Annotated in this window: 15 protein-coding genes; 9 read left to right on the top strand and 6 right to left on the bottom strand. The window is 62.9% G+C overall.

What is annotated here, in order from left to right; genetic code table 11:
* Positions 1-173 precede the first annotated feature (173 nt).
* A complete protein-coding gene (locus JBE38_RS23250) occupies positions 174-398 on the top strand; it encodes a hypothetical protein (RefSeq protein ID WP_205345217.1) in 225 nt (74 codons plus the stop codon).
* Here the strand turns inward: JBE38_RS23250 and JBE38_RS23245 are convergent.
* The 3 genes from JBE38_RS23245 to JBE38_RS23235 all read right to left on the bottom strand — a co-directional run bounded on the left by JBE38_RS23245 (position 366) and on the right by JBE38_RS23235 (position 4051).
* On the bottom strand, positions 366-1538 hold the full coding sequence (locus tag JBE38_RS23245) for an MFS transporter (RefSeq protein ID WP_205345216.1): 1173 nt from the start codon (positions 1536-1538) through the stop codon (positions 366-368). The genes JBE38_RS23250 and JBE38_RS23245 overlap by 33 nt on opposite strands.
* A gap of 40 nt (positions 1539-1578) precedes the next feature.
* The gene (locus tag JBE38_RS23240) at positions 1579-2934 is read right to left on the bottom strand and encodes an MATE family efflux transporter (RefSeq protein WP_205345215.1); all 1356 of its coding nucleotides are present in this window, start codon (positions 2932-2934) and stop codon (positions 1579-1581) included.
* 277 nt (positions 2935-3211) lie between these two features.
* Positions 3212-4051, bottom strand: coding sequence for an IclR family transcriptional regulator (locus tag JBE38_RS23235; RefSeq protein ID WP_205345214.1), 840 nt, complete (start codon positions 4049-4051; stop codon positions 3212-3214).
* 235 nt (positions 4052-4286) lie between these two features.
* On the opposite strand from JBE38_RS23235, the gene JBE38_RS23230 reads away from it, so the two are divergent.
* From JBE38_RS23230 to JBE38_RS23200, 7 genes are read left to right on the top strand one after another with little or no spacing between them, the layout of a single operon-like run.
* Positions 4287-5315: an ABC transporter ATP-binding protein gene (locus JBE38_RS23230; protein ID WP_060755342.1), complete on the top strand. Its 1029-nt coding sequence runs from the start codon at positions 4287-4289 to the stop codon at positions 5313-5315.
* On the top strand, positions 5312-6157 hold the full coding sequence (locus tag JBE38_RS23225) for an ABC transporter permease (protein ID WP_090371686.1): 846 nt from the start codon (positions 5312-5314) through the stop codon (positions 6155-6157). Before JBE38_RS23230 ends, JBE38_RS23225 begins: the two co-directional genes overlap by 4 nt.
* A 4-nt stretch (positions 6158-6161) precedes the next feature.
* The gene (locus tag JBE38_RS23220; RefSeq protein ID WP_161549422.1) at positions 6162-6956 is read left to right on the top strand and encodes an ABC transporter permease; all 795 of its coding nucleotides are present in this window, start codon (positions 6162-6164) and stop codon (positions 6954-6956) included.
* A complete protein-coding gene (locus JBE38_RS23215) occupies positions 6956-7246 on the top strand; it encodes a (2Fe-2S)-binding protein (protein ID WP_060755345.1) in 291 nt (96 codons plus the stop codon). Before JBE38_RS23220 ends, JBE38_RS23215 begins: the two co-directional genes overlap by 1 nt.
* The gene (locus tag JBE38_RS23210) at positions 7243-8586 is read left to right on the top strand and encodes an FAD/NAD(P)-dependent oxidoreductase (RefSeq protein ID WP_205345213.1); all 1344 of its coding nucleotides are present in this window, start codon (positions 7243-7245) and stop codon (positions 8584-8586) included. Before JBE38_RS23215 ends, JBE38_RS23210 begins: the two co-directional genes overlap by 4 nt.
* Positions 8583-9680, top strand: a complete 1098-nt coding sequence (locus JBE38_RS23205) for an NAD(P)/FAD-dependent oxidoreductase (RefSeq protein WP_090371692.1) — start codon at positions 8583-8585, stop codon at positions 9678-9680. The genes JBE38_RS23210 and JBE38_RS23205 overlap by 4 nt, the downstream gene beginning before the upstream one ends.
* A gap of 14 nt (positions 9681-9694) precedes the next feature.
* Positions 9695-10726, top strand: coding sequence for an ABC transporter substrate-binding protein (locus JBE38_RS23200; protein WP_060755348.1), 1032 nt, complete (start codon positions 9695-9697; stop codon positions 10724-10726).
* On the opposite strand, the gene nadE is transcribed toward JBE38_RS23200, so the two are convergent.
* Genes nadE through JBE38_RS23185 form a run of 3 tightly spaced genes read right to left on the bottom strand, consistent with a single transcriptional unit; the run spans position 10727 to position 13420 of the window.
* The gene (nadE, locus tag JBE38_RS23195; protein WP_205345212.1) at positions 10727-11542 is read right to left on the bottom strand and encodes an ammonia-dependent NAD(+) synthetase; all 816 of its coding nucleotides are present in this window, start codon (positions 11540-11542) and stop codon (positions 10727-10729) included.
* Between the two features lies 1 nt (position 11543).
* Positions 11544-12761 (bottom strand): nicotinate phosphoribosyltransferase, encoded by a 1218-nt coding sequence (gene pncB / locus JBE38_RS23190; protein ID WP_205345211.1) that lies wholly within the window; start codon positions 12759-12761, stop codon positions 11544-11546.
* Positions 12762-12772: 11 nt separating this feature from the next.
* A complete protein-coding gene (locus tag JBE38_RS23185; protein WP_090371727.1) occupies positions 12773-13420 on the bottom strand; it encodes a nicotinamidase in 648 nt (215 codons plus the stop codon).
* Between the two features lie 146 nt (positions 13421-13566).
* Here JBE38_RS23185 and JBE38_RS23180 point away from each other — a divergent pair, with 146 nt between their 5' ends.
* On the top strand, positions 13567-14259 hold the full coding sequence (locus JBE38_RS23180) for an NUDIX hydrolase (RefSeq protein ID WP_060755352.1): 693 nt from the start codon (positions 13567-13569) through the stop codon (positions 14257-14259).
* Positions 14260-14262 lie beyond the last annotated feature (3 nt).

Below are 14262 nucleotides of genomic sequence, written 5' to 3'. Positions count from 1 at the left end.
GAACCGGGAAGGGAAAAATTAGCGGGGGGGTTGGGACCGGTATCTGCTGGAACGCAGCGACCGGGAACGGTCCTACACAAAACCCGTACGCAACTGATGTTGCGAGTGAAATGCCTGGCCTAGGGTGAGCGGCGCCAGGTCACCGAACTGTTGCAGTCAGGAGAAACCGCTCAATGAATCGTGCTTTGAAATACAAGGGGCACACTGGATCAGTTGAAACCAGCGTCGAGGACAATTGCCTGTTTGGCAAAGTTTTACATATCGACGCGCTGGTCAGTTACGAAGGACAAACCGAAGCAGCAATCGAGACTGCCTTTCGGGAGGCGGTGGACGACTTTCTGGAAAGGGCAAGCACAGGGGCCGCATCAGCCCAACCGCCGATACCCTACCACCGCTGATCCCAGCACCACCGCCCCCGCCATCAGCGCCACCCAGAACCCACGGCTGGCGCCATAGTGGTCAATCATCCAACCCGAACTGGCGGCCCCCATGGCCACGCCGATGCTCAGGCCGGTGATCAGCCAGGTCATGCCTTCGGTCAGGCGGCTGGGTGGGACGATCTGCTCCACCAGGGCCATGGACACAATCAGGGTCGGCGCGAAGAACAAGCCGGAGATGAACACCGTCAGCGCCAGGCCGGGAATATTGCTCACCAGTAGCAGCGGCAATGTACTCAACGCGGTCGCCACACCGCAGAACAGGAACTGCCGGGGCAACGGCGCCTTGCGCTTGAAGGCGCCGAAAGCCAGCCCGGCCAGGCACGAACCGATGGCATACACCGACAACACGATACTCGCCGCGGCCGGCTGGCCCTGCTGCTGGGCAAAGGCCACGCTGACCACATCCACGACGCCCACGATCACCCCCATGGCCAGCAACAGCACCATCAGGATCAATACCGAGGGCGAAGCGATCAGCCAGCGGCCATGATGGCTCTGGTGTGCATGGACCGGCGGCTCGGTTGCGCGTTGCAGCACAAAGGTGGTGACGCCCACCGCCAGCAGCAAAGCCGCAACCAACGGCCCGGCCTGCGGGAACACCACCACGCACAAGCCGACCGATATCGGCGGGCCGATGATGAAGCACACTTCATCCAGCACCGATTCCAGCGCAAACGCGGTTTGCAGCTTGGGTTGGCCGCGATATAACGCGGTCCAGCGCGCCCGCACCATGGCCGACATATTGGGCATGCAACCGGCGAAGGCCGCGAATACAAACAGTGTCCAGTCCGGCGCTTGCACATAGGTGCACAGCAACAACAGCAACAAGGCCCCGCCGCCGATCAATGCGGCAATCGGCAGGACCCGGCCCTGGCCGTAACGGTCAACCAGACGTGAAACCTGCGGCGCGCACAAGGCCGTGGCCAAGGCAAACACCGCCGCCACCGAGCCCGCCAGGCCGTAGCCGCCGTGCACCTGCGAGAGCATCGTGATCAGCCCGATACCGGTCATGGACACCGGCATGCGCGCCAACATGCCGGCCAACACAAAAGCGCGCGAGCCAGGCGCCAGGAACAGCTCGGCGTAGGGATTTGCCATCAATCAAACGTCTTGTTTTGTGGATTTGTGCAAGCTTGTATCACACCAAGCGCTTGATCTGCTTGTGCCGCCATACCCCTCGATAATACGCAGTCTGCAAGGCCAGCATTGCCAGGTAGGTCACCGGAAACGCCATCCACACCCCTTCCAGGCCGAAATGCGCATTGAACAGGTACGCCATCGGCAGCTCAACGCACAGCACACAGAAGATCGAGATGGCGACCGGCATCAGCACCACGCCGCTGGCACGCATGATCCCGCCGATCACCGCCTGGAAACCGAAGACCAGCACGCTCCATAGCATGATGTGCAGCAGGTGTTCGGCGTTGACTCGCGCAGCCTCGTCGGTGATGAACAGCCCCAGCAGCCAATGCGACAGCAGGTAGCCGAGCACGATCAAGCCACCGGTCAGGCAGGTGTTGATCAGCAGGCCCGTGCGCAGGATCGGCCCGATACGTTCCAGGCGCCCGGCACCGATCGCCTGGGCGCCCAGGATCGAGGCGGTAATGGCGATCGACAATGCCGGGAATTGCACATAGTTGACGATCTGCGTCACCGCGCCATACGCCGCCGTGGCCTGGGAACCGTGGCCGTTGACCAGGGCGAGAATGACCAACTCCGACAGCGACAACACCACCATCTGCAAGCCGGTGGGCAGGCCGATGCGCAGGACTTTACCGAGAATCACGCGGTCCAGGCGCAAGGCGCCGAGCAACTCACGATCCGGCGCCATCACATGGTTTTTATGCCGCAGGCGCAGCACCAGGAACAGCATCGCCAGGGTGTTACCCACCAGCCCTGCGTACACCGCACTCTGGATACCCTGGGGCGGCAGGCCGAGCCAGCCGCGAATCAGCGCCGGTGTCAGCAACAGGCCGGCCAACGTCGACACCATCAGCGCCAGCAGCGGCGAGATCGTGTCACTGACGCCGCGCAACAACTGGGTGTAGAGGATGAAGACCAGCAACAGCGGCATGATCAACATCATCATCTGGGCATACCCGACGGCCTCCTCCAAGACATCAACCGGCGTGCCCAACGCCTGCAAGGCCGGGCGCGCAAACAGGCTGCCCAGCACCGCCGCGACCAAGCCCACCAGCGCGCCCAAGGTCAGGGTGGCGCCAGTGATCACCTTGACCATTGAAGTTTCCTGGGCACCCCAGGCCTGACCGATCAGCACCGAGGCGCCCGCCCCCAGGCCGATCACCAGGGCAATAAAGAAAAACACGATGGGGAACATCCCCGACACCGCCGCCAACGCCTGGGTGCCGAGCATCTGCCCAACGTAGATACCGTTGAGGGTGCCGGAAAAGCTCTGTAGAAAGTTGGACAGCACCATCGGTGCCAGAAAGAGCAGGTAGATCTGCCACAGTGGCCGTTTTGGGGTGACTTCCATGGGGATACGGATCCATAAATGAGATTAGGCAGCGAAGGCATTGCGTGACAGCCAAGCCAGATGCTTTTGCACGTCCAGCGGCCAGTGCGCGATCTTGTTGGAAAAATCAGTGGCGTCTTGGGCAAAACAGCGCCCGCGAGGCGTCTTCGACACTGGGCAGGTCTCGCCCCAATGGCGTGTCGACTTATTTTTTTATCCGGATTTAATGGCTTTTACCCGGACATATCAATTAAATCTCGACAGTTCGCAAGCCGCTACCGTGCCCCCCGACGGCCCCTCACGAGCCACCAAACGTCTGTGAAGGCCGACGCAAGGTCGGATCAAACGGGTTGATCCGCGGCCCGATCGCCGCCGCTTCGCGTTTCAACAACTCCACCACCATCGGTAAGCGGCTCGGCCCCAGCCGGTCGCTGATGGTTGCCACACTCAACGCCGCCACCGCATGCCCCTCGCGGTTGAGGATGGGCACCGCCAAGCCGGCCATGCCCTCCAGCACCCCGGTATTGCGCGCCGCATAGCCAAGCTGGCGCACGTTCTCCACTTCCGAGCGCAACAGCACTTCGTCATACAGATGGAAGTCCTTGAGGCGGGGCAAGTTGTAGCGGATCACCGTTTCACGCTCTTCCTCCGGCAGGAACGCCAGGATCGCCAGGCTGCCCTGCCCGACACCCAGCGCCACGCGCCCGCCGATATCGCCGGTGAAGGTGCGGATCGGGTATGGACCTTCGCTGCGGTCAAGGCAGATCGCATCAAAACCGCTGCGGGCCAGCAAAAACAGTGAGTCGCCCAGGGACGCACTCAGGCGCAGCAGGCTTGGCCGCACCAGGTCACGCAGGTTGCCGGTCTTGCCTGCATTCGCCGCCAGCGCGAAAAACTCCAGGCTCAGGCGGTAGCGCTTGCTGCGCGCATCCTGCTCGACCATGCCCTCGTCCACCAGGCTGCGCAGCAGGCGGTGGGTGGTGGGCTGGGACAGGCCCACCTGCTGCGCCAGTTGGGTCACGCGTTCGCCGCCCTCCGGTACCGTGCCCAGCGTGCGCAATAACGCAAACAGCCGAGACACACTGCCCGCGCCGACTTCCTTGCCCTCAACATTCCGTTCAGTGGAATTATTTTCCATCGAAAAGCCTCAACTATTCTGACTATTGAATAAAACCGAAAATAATACTTCATTCAGTGAAATTCCATCTTCCACCCTTCCGGCTCTTCGTCCTAATCTGCGTTCACAGGGGCGAAATGAACAACAATCGGCAGCCGACTTGAGATCGAGCGCCAACGCACCCGCGACACTTCTTTCGCATCTGCCCAAAACAAAAAAGCGCGTCTCGACGCGACTCAAAAAGGTGGAACGCACTATGGCATTTCTCCAACTCAACGCCTTGAGCAAACGCTATGGCGCCGTCGACGCGGTGGTCGCTACCGACCTTGCGGTGGAAAAAGGCGAATTCGTGTCCCTGCTCGGCCCTTCGGGTTGCGGCAAGACCACCACCTTGCAAATGATCGCCGGCTTCGTGGACGTCAGTGGCGGGCAAATCCTGCTCGACGGTCGCGACATCACTCACGCCAAGCCCGCCAGTCGCGGCCTGGGCGTGGTGTTCCAGAGTTACGCGCTGTTCCCGCACATGAGCGTGCGCGACAACGTCGCGTTCGGCCTGAAGATGCGCAAAGTGCCGGCCAGCCAAATCGCCACCCAGGTCAAAAACGTGCTGGAGCTGGTACGCCTGGCGCAACATGCCGAGCGCTACCCGCGCGAGCTGTCCGGCGGCCAGCGCCAACGGGTGGCCCTGGCGCGTGCGCTGGTGATCGAACCACCGGTGTTGCTGCTGGACGAACCGCTGTCCAACCTCGACGCCAGCCTGCGCGAAGAAATGCAATTTGAAATTCGCCGCATCCAGTGCGCCGTGGGCATCACTACCTTGATGGTTACCCACGACCAGGCCGAAGCGCTGTCGATCAGCGACCGCGTAGTGGTGATGCAGGCCGGGCGTGTGACCCAGATCGACGCGCCGTACACACTCTATGAGCACCCACGCACCCGGTTTATCTCGGACTTCGTCGGTAAAGCCAACCTGTTGCCCGGCGACTACGACGCACTCGGCAACCCGCAAGTGCGCCAGGCAGGCGGCAGCGGTGAACTGACCCTGAGCCTGCGCCCGGAGAAAATCCAACTGGTAGACGCCGGCCTCGGCCGCCTGCAAGGCAGCGTGCGCGACCGCTACTTCTTCGGCAGTCAATGGTTGTACCGCGTCCACACCCCGCTCGGCGAAATCACCGTGGCCTGCAGCAACGACGGCAGCGTGCCACTGGGCTGCGGCACGGCGGTGGGCCTGCAGTGGCAAGCCGAGTTGTTGCGCGTATTGGCGGCGGATGAGGTGTGCCCATGAGTCGGGGCTACTTATTGTCGTTGCCGGCCCTGGCCCTGTTTACCGGGCTGTTGCTGCTGCCGCTGGGCTTGACCTTGGTGCTGTCGTTCAACGTGTTCGACTATCAGGTCGGCGTGAAGGCCGATGAGTGGACCTTGGCCCATTACCTGTCTTTGCTGCGCGATGCGTATTTCTACGAAATTTTCTGGCGCACCTTCTGGATCAGCGCCTTGGTGACCTTGCTGTGCGTGGTCATCGGCGTGCCCGAGGCCTACATCCTCAGCCGCATGGGTACCCCGTGGCGCTCGATTTTCCTGATCCTGATCCTCACCCCTCTGTTGATCTCGGTGGTGGTGCGCGCCTTCGGCTGGAGCTTGCTGCTGGGCGCCGACGGCTTGGTCAATCAAGTGATCCAGGCCCTCGGCGGGCGCCCGGTGAAGCTGTTGTACACGCCATTTGCCGTGATCATCGCGCTGGTGCACGTGATGCTGCCGTTCATGATCATTCCGGTGTGGACCTCGCTGCAAAAACTCGACCCGTCGGCTGAACAGGCGGCGCTTTCGCTGGGCGCAAGCCAGGCCACGGTGATGCGCAAGATCGTCTTGCCGCAGGTGATGCCCGGCGTGTTGTCCGGCACCTTGATCGTATTCGGCCTGGCCGCCAGCTCATTCGCCATTCCCGGCCTGCTGGGCGGGCGGCGCCTGAAAATGGTCGCCACCGTGGTGTACGACCAGTACCTCTCGGAACTCAACTGGCCCATGGGCGCGACCATCGCGGTGGTGCTGCTGCTGGTCAACCTGCTGATCATGCTGAGCTGGAACCGCATGGTCGAAAGCCGCTACAAAAAGTCCCTGGGGGTTTAAGCGCATGTCCAGAAACGGTCCTTTGGCCCTGGGTTTTCACGGCCTGGTGGTGCTGTTCATGATGGCGCCGCTGGTGGTGGTGTGCCTGGTGGCCTTCACCCCGGAAAACACCTTGAGCCTGCCCACCTCGGGGTTTTCCCTGCGTTGGTTTCGTGCGGTGTTCGAGCGCGCGGACTTTATCCAGGCGTTCTATAACAGCCTGGTCCTGGCCTTCACGGCGGCAAGCCTGGCCACGCTGATTGCGGTGCCCGCCGCCTTGGCCATCAGCCGCTATCAGTTCCCCGGACGCAACTTTTGCAGTGCCTTGTTCCTGTCGCCGATCATCATCCCGCACCTGGTGCTGGGGGTGGCGATGCTGCGTCTGTTTGCGCTGATGGGCGTCAACGGCAGCTTCACCTGGCTGATGCTGGCGCACGTGGTGATCATCACGCCGTATGTGCTGCGCCTGGTATTGGCGGCCGCCATCGGCATCGACCGCAGTGCCGAGCAAGCGGCCGAATCCCTCGGTGCCGGGCGCTTTACGCTGTTTCGCCAGATCACCCTGCCGATGATCCTGCCCGGCGTGGCCGGCGGCTGGCTGCTGGCATTCATCAACAGTTTCGATGAAGTGACGCTGTCGATCTTCGTCAGCTCACCGGCCACGCAAACGCTGCCGGTGCGCATGTACGTCTACGCCACCGAATCCATCGACCCCATGATGGCGGCGGTGTCGGCGCTGGTGATCGGGTTGACAGCGGCCACCATGATTGTACTGGACCGGGTCTACGGCCTGGACCGCGTACTGGTGGGGAAACACTGATGGCGCTGTTCAAGCGATTGGCCGAAACCACGCGCCCTGCCCTGGCCTTTACCCTGGACGGGCAACCGGCCACGGGGCTGCTGGGCGACACCCTGCTCACGGCCATCCTGACCTGCGCCGATCACCTGCGAGGCAGCGATTTCAGCGCCGAGCGCCGCGCCGGGTTCTGCCTGATGGGCGCCTGCCAGGATTGCTGGGTACGGCTGGAGGACGGGCGTCGCGTACGGGCCTGCTCGACGCTCCTGGAAGAGGGCCAGGCCATCAGCCGCGACCCGGGGCGCCAAGCATGAAGCCGGTGGTGATTGTGGGCGCAGGCCCGGCGGGGATCAGTGCGGCGCGTACCCTGCTCGAGCATGGCATCAAGCCGTGCCTGATCGATGAAAGCCTGCGCGGCGGCGGGCAGATTTATCGGCGGCAACCGGCGAACTTCCAGCGTTCGGCCAAGCAGCTTTACGGTTTTGAAGCGGGCAAGGCTGAGGCGGTACACCGCACGATGGATGAATTGGCGCCGTTGCTCGACTACCAGCCCGAAACCCTGGTGTGGAATGCCGAAGGCGGTCGCCTGGACCTGCTCCATCACGGCCGCGCCGAAAGCCTTGCGTACTCGCGCATCATCGTTGCCACCGGCGCCACCGATCGTATCCTGCCGGTGCCGGGCTGGACCCTGCCTGGGGTGTACAGCCTTGGCGCTGCGCAAATCGCCTTGAAGTTTCAAGGCTGTGCCATCGGTGAGCGCGTGGCGTTTTGCGGCAGCGGGCCGTTGCTGTATCTGGTGGCGTATCAATACGCCAAGGCCGGGGCCAACGTGGTGGCGGTGCTCGACAGCGCGCCCTTCAGCGCTCAATGCCGGGCATTGCCGGCGTTGCTCGGTCAACCGCTGACGTTGGCCAAGGGCTTGTACTACCGCGCCTGGCTCACGGCCCATGGGGTTCCCGTACATCAAGGGGCGACGCTCAAGCAGATTGACGGTGAACAACGGGTCAGCGCCATCCGTTGGGCTGAACAGAGCCTGGCCTGTGATGCGGTGGCCTTCGCCCATGCGTTACGCAGCGAAACCCAACTGGCGGACCTGCTCGGCTGCGAATTTGCCTGGAACGCCCTGAATCGTGCCTGGTTGCCGCAACGCGACCGCGCCGGGCGCAGCAGTGCCGACGCGGTGTACCTGGCCGGCGACGGCGCCGGCATCATGGGCGCGGAGGCTGCGCACATGGCCGGTGAGCGGGCAGCCTTGGCGCTGCTGGAAGATGTGGCTATCGCCATTGATCAGCGTCGCGCCGCCTGGCTGGAGCAGCAGTTGGCGGGCATCCAGCGCTTTCGTCAGGGCCTGGAAACCGCCTTCCCCTTCCCGCAGCAGTGGGCAGCCGAGGCGCCCGATGCGTTGATCCTGTGCCGTTGCGAGGAAGTCCGCGTGGGCGACGTGCGCGCGGTGGTCGACGAAGGCCACTGGGAGATCAACCGGGTCAAGGCCCATTGCCGCGTCGGCATGGGCCGCTGCCAGGGCCGCATGTGCGGTTTGGCGGCGGCGGAAATCATTGCCGAACACAGCGGCCGAGGCATTGAGCAGATCGGGCGGCTACGCGGCCAGGCACCGATCAAGCCGCTGCCATTTGGCGTGCAGGTGCAACCATGATCGACGTCATTGTGCTGGGGGGTGGCATTGTCGGCGCATCGGCGGCCCTGATGCTCGCGCAGCGCGGCCAGCGCGTGGCGCTGCTGGAACGGGACTTTTGCGGCTCCCATTCCAGCGGCGTCAACTATGGCGGGGTGCGGCGTCAGGGTCGGCCATTGCATCAACTGCCGCTGTCGCAACGTGCCCATCAGCTCTGGGCGGACTTGCCGGGGTTGATCGGTATCGATGGCGAGTACGTGCGTTCCGGGCATCTGAAGTTGGCGCGCAGTCACGCGGATTTTGCCGCGTTGCAGGCTTACGCAGACCAGACGCGAGGATTCGGCCTGGGCTTGCAACTGCTCGATCACGCGCAGCTGCGCGCCAGGTTCCCTTGGGTGGGCGACATCGCGGTCGGTGCTTCGCTGTGCCCCGAGGACGGCCATGCCAACCCGCGCCTGGTGTCGCCGGCCTTCGCCCGTGCCGCGCAACGCCTGGGCGCAACGATCTTTGAGCAGGCCGAAGTGATTGGCATTGAGCACGACGGAGCGTGTTTCCAGGTGCGCTGTGCCAACGGCCTGCACTTACACGCACCCTGGCTGCTGAACTGTGCCGGCGCGTGGGCCGGCACCGTCGCCGCGCAGTTTGGCGAGCCGGTGCCCATCACTGCGGCGCACCCGGCGATGCTGGTGACCGAACCGCTGCCGGTGGTGATGACGGTGAGTACCGGCGTTGAAGGCGGTGGGATTTACGCGCGCCAGGTCGCCCGCGGCAATTGCATCCTGGGCGGCGGCCGCGGCTTCGCCCTAGGCCCGCTGACGGCGCGCCCAGGGCAAGCGGCCGTGCTGGAGATCTTGCGCAACGCCACTGAGCTGTACCCGTTTCTCCAGGGCGCGCAGGCGATCCGTACCTGGAGCGGCACCGAAGGCTACCTCCCCGATCATGAACCGGTGATCGGTCCCAGCAGCACCCAACCCGGCCTGCTCCACGGTTTCGGCTTTGCCGGCGCCGGGTTCCAGCTTGGCCCGGCGGTCGGTGAAGCCCTGGCGGACCTGGTCTGCACAGGCGCCAGCCGCCAACCCATTGCAGCGTTTTCCATTCGTCGTTTCCAAGCCTGAGAGGAAAAACATCCATGAGCCTACGTATTGCACTGTCCTGCTTGTCCCTCGCCACACTTGCTTGCACCGCCCAGGCAGCGCCCACGCTGTACCTGGGCATGAACGGCGGCACCATGGAGCGGGTGTACGCCGACAAGGTGCTGCCCGCCTTCGAAAAAGCCAATAACGTCAAGGTGGTGATCGTGCCCGGCACGTCGTCGGACATCCTCGCCAAGGTTCAGGCCAACAAAGACAACCCGCAGATGCACGTGATGTTCCTCGATGACGGCATCATGTACCGCGCCATCTCCATGGGCCTGTGCGACAAGCTCACGCCCAATCCGACCCTGGAGCAGATCCCCGCCAAGGCGAAGATCAAGGATCAAGCCGTGGCCGTCACGCTCGGCGTGACCGGCCTTGGCTACAACGCCAAGATGTTCAAGGAAAAAGGCTGGGCGGCGCCCACGTCGTGGATGGACCTGGCCGACCCGCGCTTCAAGGACAAAGTGGTGTTCCAGTCGCTGGCCTCCTCCACTTTCGGCCTGCACGGCTTTTTGATGTTCAACCGCATCCAGGGCGGCGACGAGAGCAATGTGGAACCCGGCTTCAAGGCCTGGCCAAGCACCATCGGCCCGAATGTACTGGAGTACATCGCCAGCTCCGCAAAAATATCTGAAATGGTGCAAACCGACGAAGCCGCCATTTTCCCGCTCACACCGACCCAGGTCACCACTCAGAAACTGCTCGGCATCCCGATGGAATATGCCCAGCCCAAAGAAGGTGCGGTGGTGCTGAACGTGGCCGAGTGCGTGATTGCGCGCAATGACCAGCCGGAACTGGCGCAGAAACTCGCGGCGTTTTTGCTGACCGCCGAAGCCCAGGCGCCGGCACTGGAAGAAGGTGACCAGATTCCGTCGAACCCGACCACCCCGACCACCGACAAGACCCGTGGCCGGGTGGAGGCCATGCAGGGTTACTTGCAGAGCGCAATTTCGATTGATTGGGACCAGGTCAACCAGGCGCGGCCGGAGTGGAACGCGCGCTGGAGTCGGTCGATCGAGCGTTGATCAGACAGGCGCTATCGGCAGCGCACGCTTGTGCGCTGTCTGGCGGTACGCCTTCTCGACGATTGCCCGCACCCGTTCAGTCACCGGTTCGCCCATCAGGTAGGCATCGATCTCGGCGTAAGAACAGCCATAGGCGTGCTCATCGAGCTTGCCCGGGGCCAGCTCTTCCAGGTCGGCGGTGGGGTGTTTGTGCACCAGGTTGCCCGGTGCGCCGAGGGCGCTGGCCAGCAGCCGTACCTGGGTCTTGGTCAGGCCCGACAGCGGTGCGAGGTCACAGGCGCCGTCACCGAACTTGGTGAAGAAGCCCATCAACGCTTCGGCGCCATGGTCGGTGCCCACCACTAAACCGTTGTGCAGGTTGGCCACGGCGTATTGGGCGACCATGCGTGCCCGGGCCTTGACGTTGCCCTTGATGAAATCGACATGGCTGGCGCTGGCCTCTGCTGCGCGCAGGCTGGCCATCAAGCCATCGACCGTGGCGGCAATGTTGAGCGTTTCGATCTGGTCCGGGGCGATGAAGTCCAGGGACGCCTGGGCGTCGCCTTCGTCGGCCTGGGTCTTGTACGGCAGGCGCATGGCGATAAAGCTTGCGGCATGCGCTTCGGCGCGCAGTTGCTCGACGGCCAGTTGGCAGAGGCGCCCGGCGGTCAGTGAGTCGACGCCGCCGCTGATGCCCAGCACCAACGCCGTGCAACCCGACTGGCGCAACGTGGACTTGATGAAGTCGACACGCCGCTGGATCTCGCGGGGCTCGCCGCCCTGGACCAGCGAGCGGTCGATGTTCAGTTCCTGAGCGATACGTTGCTGGGTTTGCATGTCACACCTCCACGCTGCCGACGTTGAATACCTGTGCTGCATACTGCAAGAACGAGGCGTCTTCGCAGACGTTCTTGATCGGGTCATCCGAGAACTTCACCACCGGCTCGCCGTGCACCCGCACCAGCTTCATCACGATGCTCAGCGGTTGTACACCGTCCACATCGCAGGCCAGGCTGGTGCCCATGCCAAACCCGAACTTGGCCTTGCCGCGCACGTGCCGCAGGATCGGCAGGCATTTCTCGAAGTTCAAGCCATCGGAGAACATCAGGTCCTTGGTCATCGGGTCGATGCCCAACTGTTTGTAGCGGGCCAGCACCTTGTCGGCCCAGGCGATGGGATCGCCGGAGTCCTGGCGCAGGCCGTCGTAGAGCTTGGCGAAATACAGATCGAAATCCTTGAGGAAGAAATCGGTGCTGATCGTATCGGTCAGGGCGATCCCCAGGCGGCCACGGTACTCACCCACCCAGTGCTCCAGTGCGGCGTTCTGGCTCTCGCGCAGGCGCCCCAGTTGCTGGTGCACCATCAGCCATTGGTGAGCCATGGTGCCGATCAACGGCAGGTCGAATTCGTAGGCCAGGTGCGCGTTGCTGGTGCCGACGAACTGGCCGGGAAAGTCGCGGCGCATGATGTCCACTACTTCGCGCTGGGCCTTGAACGACAGGCGCCGACGGGTGGAGAAGTCAGACACGCGCAAGTCGGCCAACTCCTCGCGGCTGAGGTTTTTCTCCAGCCAGTCGAACTTCTGGTAGAGCTTGCGGGTGAGGTCTTCCAAGGTGACGTCGGGGTATTTGTCACGGTTGCGCAGTTCGCTGACCAGCGCCAAGACCGGTTGTTCGAACATGATGCAGTGCAGCATCGGGCCGATAACCCGGATATTCAGTTGGCCGTCGACTTCGCTGACGTGGATATAGCGCAGGTTGAAACGGAACAGGCCGAGAAAGCGTTCGTAATCCGGCGTGAGGTATTCGCGAAAACGCGGGTTGAACAGAAAGCGCAGTTCGCCTTCACGGGCCTGCAAGCCGGCCATGTTCTCAAGTTCAGCACGCAGTTGCGGGATCAAGTGGCCGAGCTTCTCCTTGGAGCGCACGATGAAGTTGTATTCCACATCGACGTTGGGGTACTGATGCAATACGGCCTGCATCATGGTGAAGGTGTAGTAGTCGGTGTCGAGCAAGCCCTGGATCACCGGCGTTTCGTAGTTGTAGGCACTTTCCATGGTGAGTCTCCTTAACGCGTGGCGTGTACTGCCAGTTCTTCGCGGGTGCTGCTGATGACGGCACCGGCCTTGAGCAATTCATTGACGGCCTGCACGCTGCCCTCCTCGCTGATCCCCCGGCAGGCCGGCAGGTGCAGGACGACCTCCAGGCCGGCCTTGAGCAATTGCAGCGCGGTGGTCTTGACGCAGTAGTCCAGGGCCAGGCCGCCGACGATCACCCGCACGACGCCCTGGGCCTTCAAATACTCGATCACACCGGTGGAAAGCTTGTCGTGCAGGTCGTGATAGCAGGCACCGTAAGGGTGCAGATCGGGTTCGACGCCCTTCCAGACGAAGTAGTCGTAGTCATACGGGGCGGGCAGTTCATCGAGCAGCGTAAAACCCTCGGTACCCGGCACGCAGTGGCTGACCCAGGTGAGGTCGGCGTGAGGCAGGCCGGTGGGTTGCAACATCGCGCTGGCCTCGGTCACCACCCACGGTGCGTGCGGGGTGTGGGCGTCCTTGCTGCCCACGCGGTGGCCAACGAGGCTGGCCATGTAGTTGAGCTCGGCGCCGATCTGGTCACCACCCGCCACCGGCAGTTCGTTGGGGCACAGTGGCGTGAAGCTCTTCTGGGCATCGACATCAAATGAAGCGAGGGCGGTTTTCGCGAGGGTCATGGTGGTTCTCCTGTGGCCTGGAAACAAAAGTACACGTCATGTACTTTCATTGCAAGAAACATTTGTTTATCTATGCTGGAACCAGTACATGACATATCTGTTCGATTGGTTAGACTGTGCGCCACCGCTGTTGCGAAGGATTTCCCATGCCACTTAGCCCTTACCTGCATACCGTCGACCTCTGCGCGCTGTTCTACTGCCGCGCCTCCGGCGAATTGAAACTGCTGCTCAATAAGCGCGACGCCGAACCCTTCGCCGGGCATTGGGCGCTGCCCGGGGTGGTGGTCAACGGCGATGTGCAAGACTTGAGCCTCAAGGATGCGGTGGAGCGTTTGCGGGTGAGCGCCAAAGTCGGCCTGGACCTGGCCTGGTGCGAGCAGGTCGGCACTGTGGGCGATGCATTTCGCGACCCGCGTTGCTGGTCGTCGTCCACCTTCTACCTGGCGATCGTTGCGCAAGAGGTGACGCTGGCTGAACACCAGGGCTGGTTTTCACTGAATGCGCTGGCAAATGGCAGCATCAAGCTACCGTTTGACCATAACCTGATCGTCGCGGCAGTCCAGGAGCGGCTGTTTTCCAAGTCGCTGTACAGCAGCTTGCCGTTGTTGTTCCTGGGGGATGAGTTCAGTGCGCCGGAAGCGACCACGATTTTTTCGCTGGTGCTGGCGCGGCCGGTGTTGAAGACCAGTATTCGTCAGCGTCTGTTGAAGCTGACCGAGGCGGGATATCTGCGTGAGACCGGGCGCAAGAAGCACGGCGAAGGCGGCAGGCCCCAGGCGACCGTGCAGAACCTGAAGCCTGGAGCGGTGTATTTCTTTGATCGCAGCTTTGCTGAATAGACG

Source organism: Pseudomonas sp. ICBG1301, assembly GCF_016918385.1.
In the GTDB taxonomy this organism is placed as follows: Bacteria; Pseudomonadota; Gammaproteobacteria; order Pseudomonadales; family Pseudomonadaceae; genus Aquipseudomonas; species Aquipseudomonas palleroniana.
This window is presented reverse-complemented; position numbering and strand designations above follow the sequence as displayed.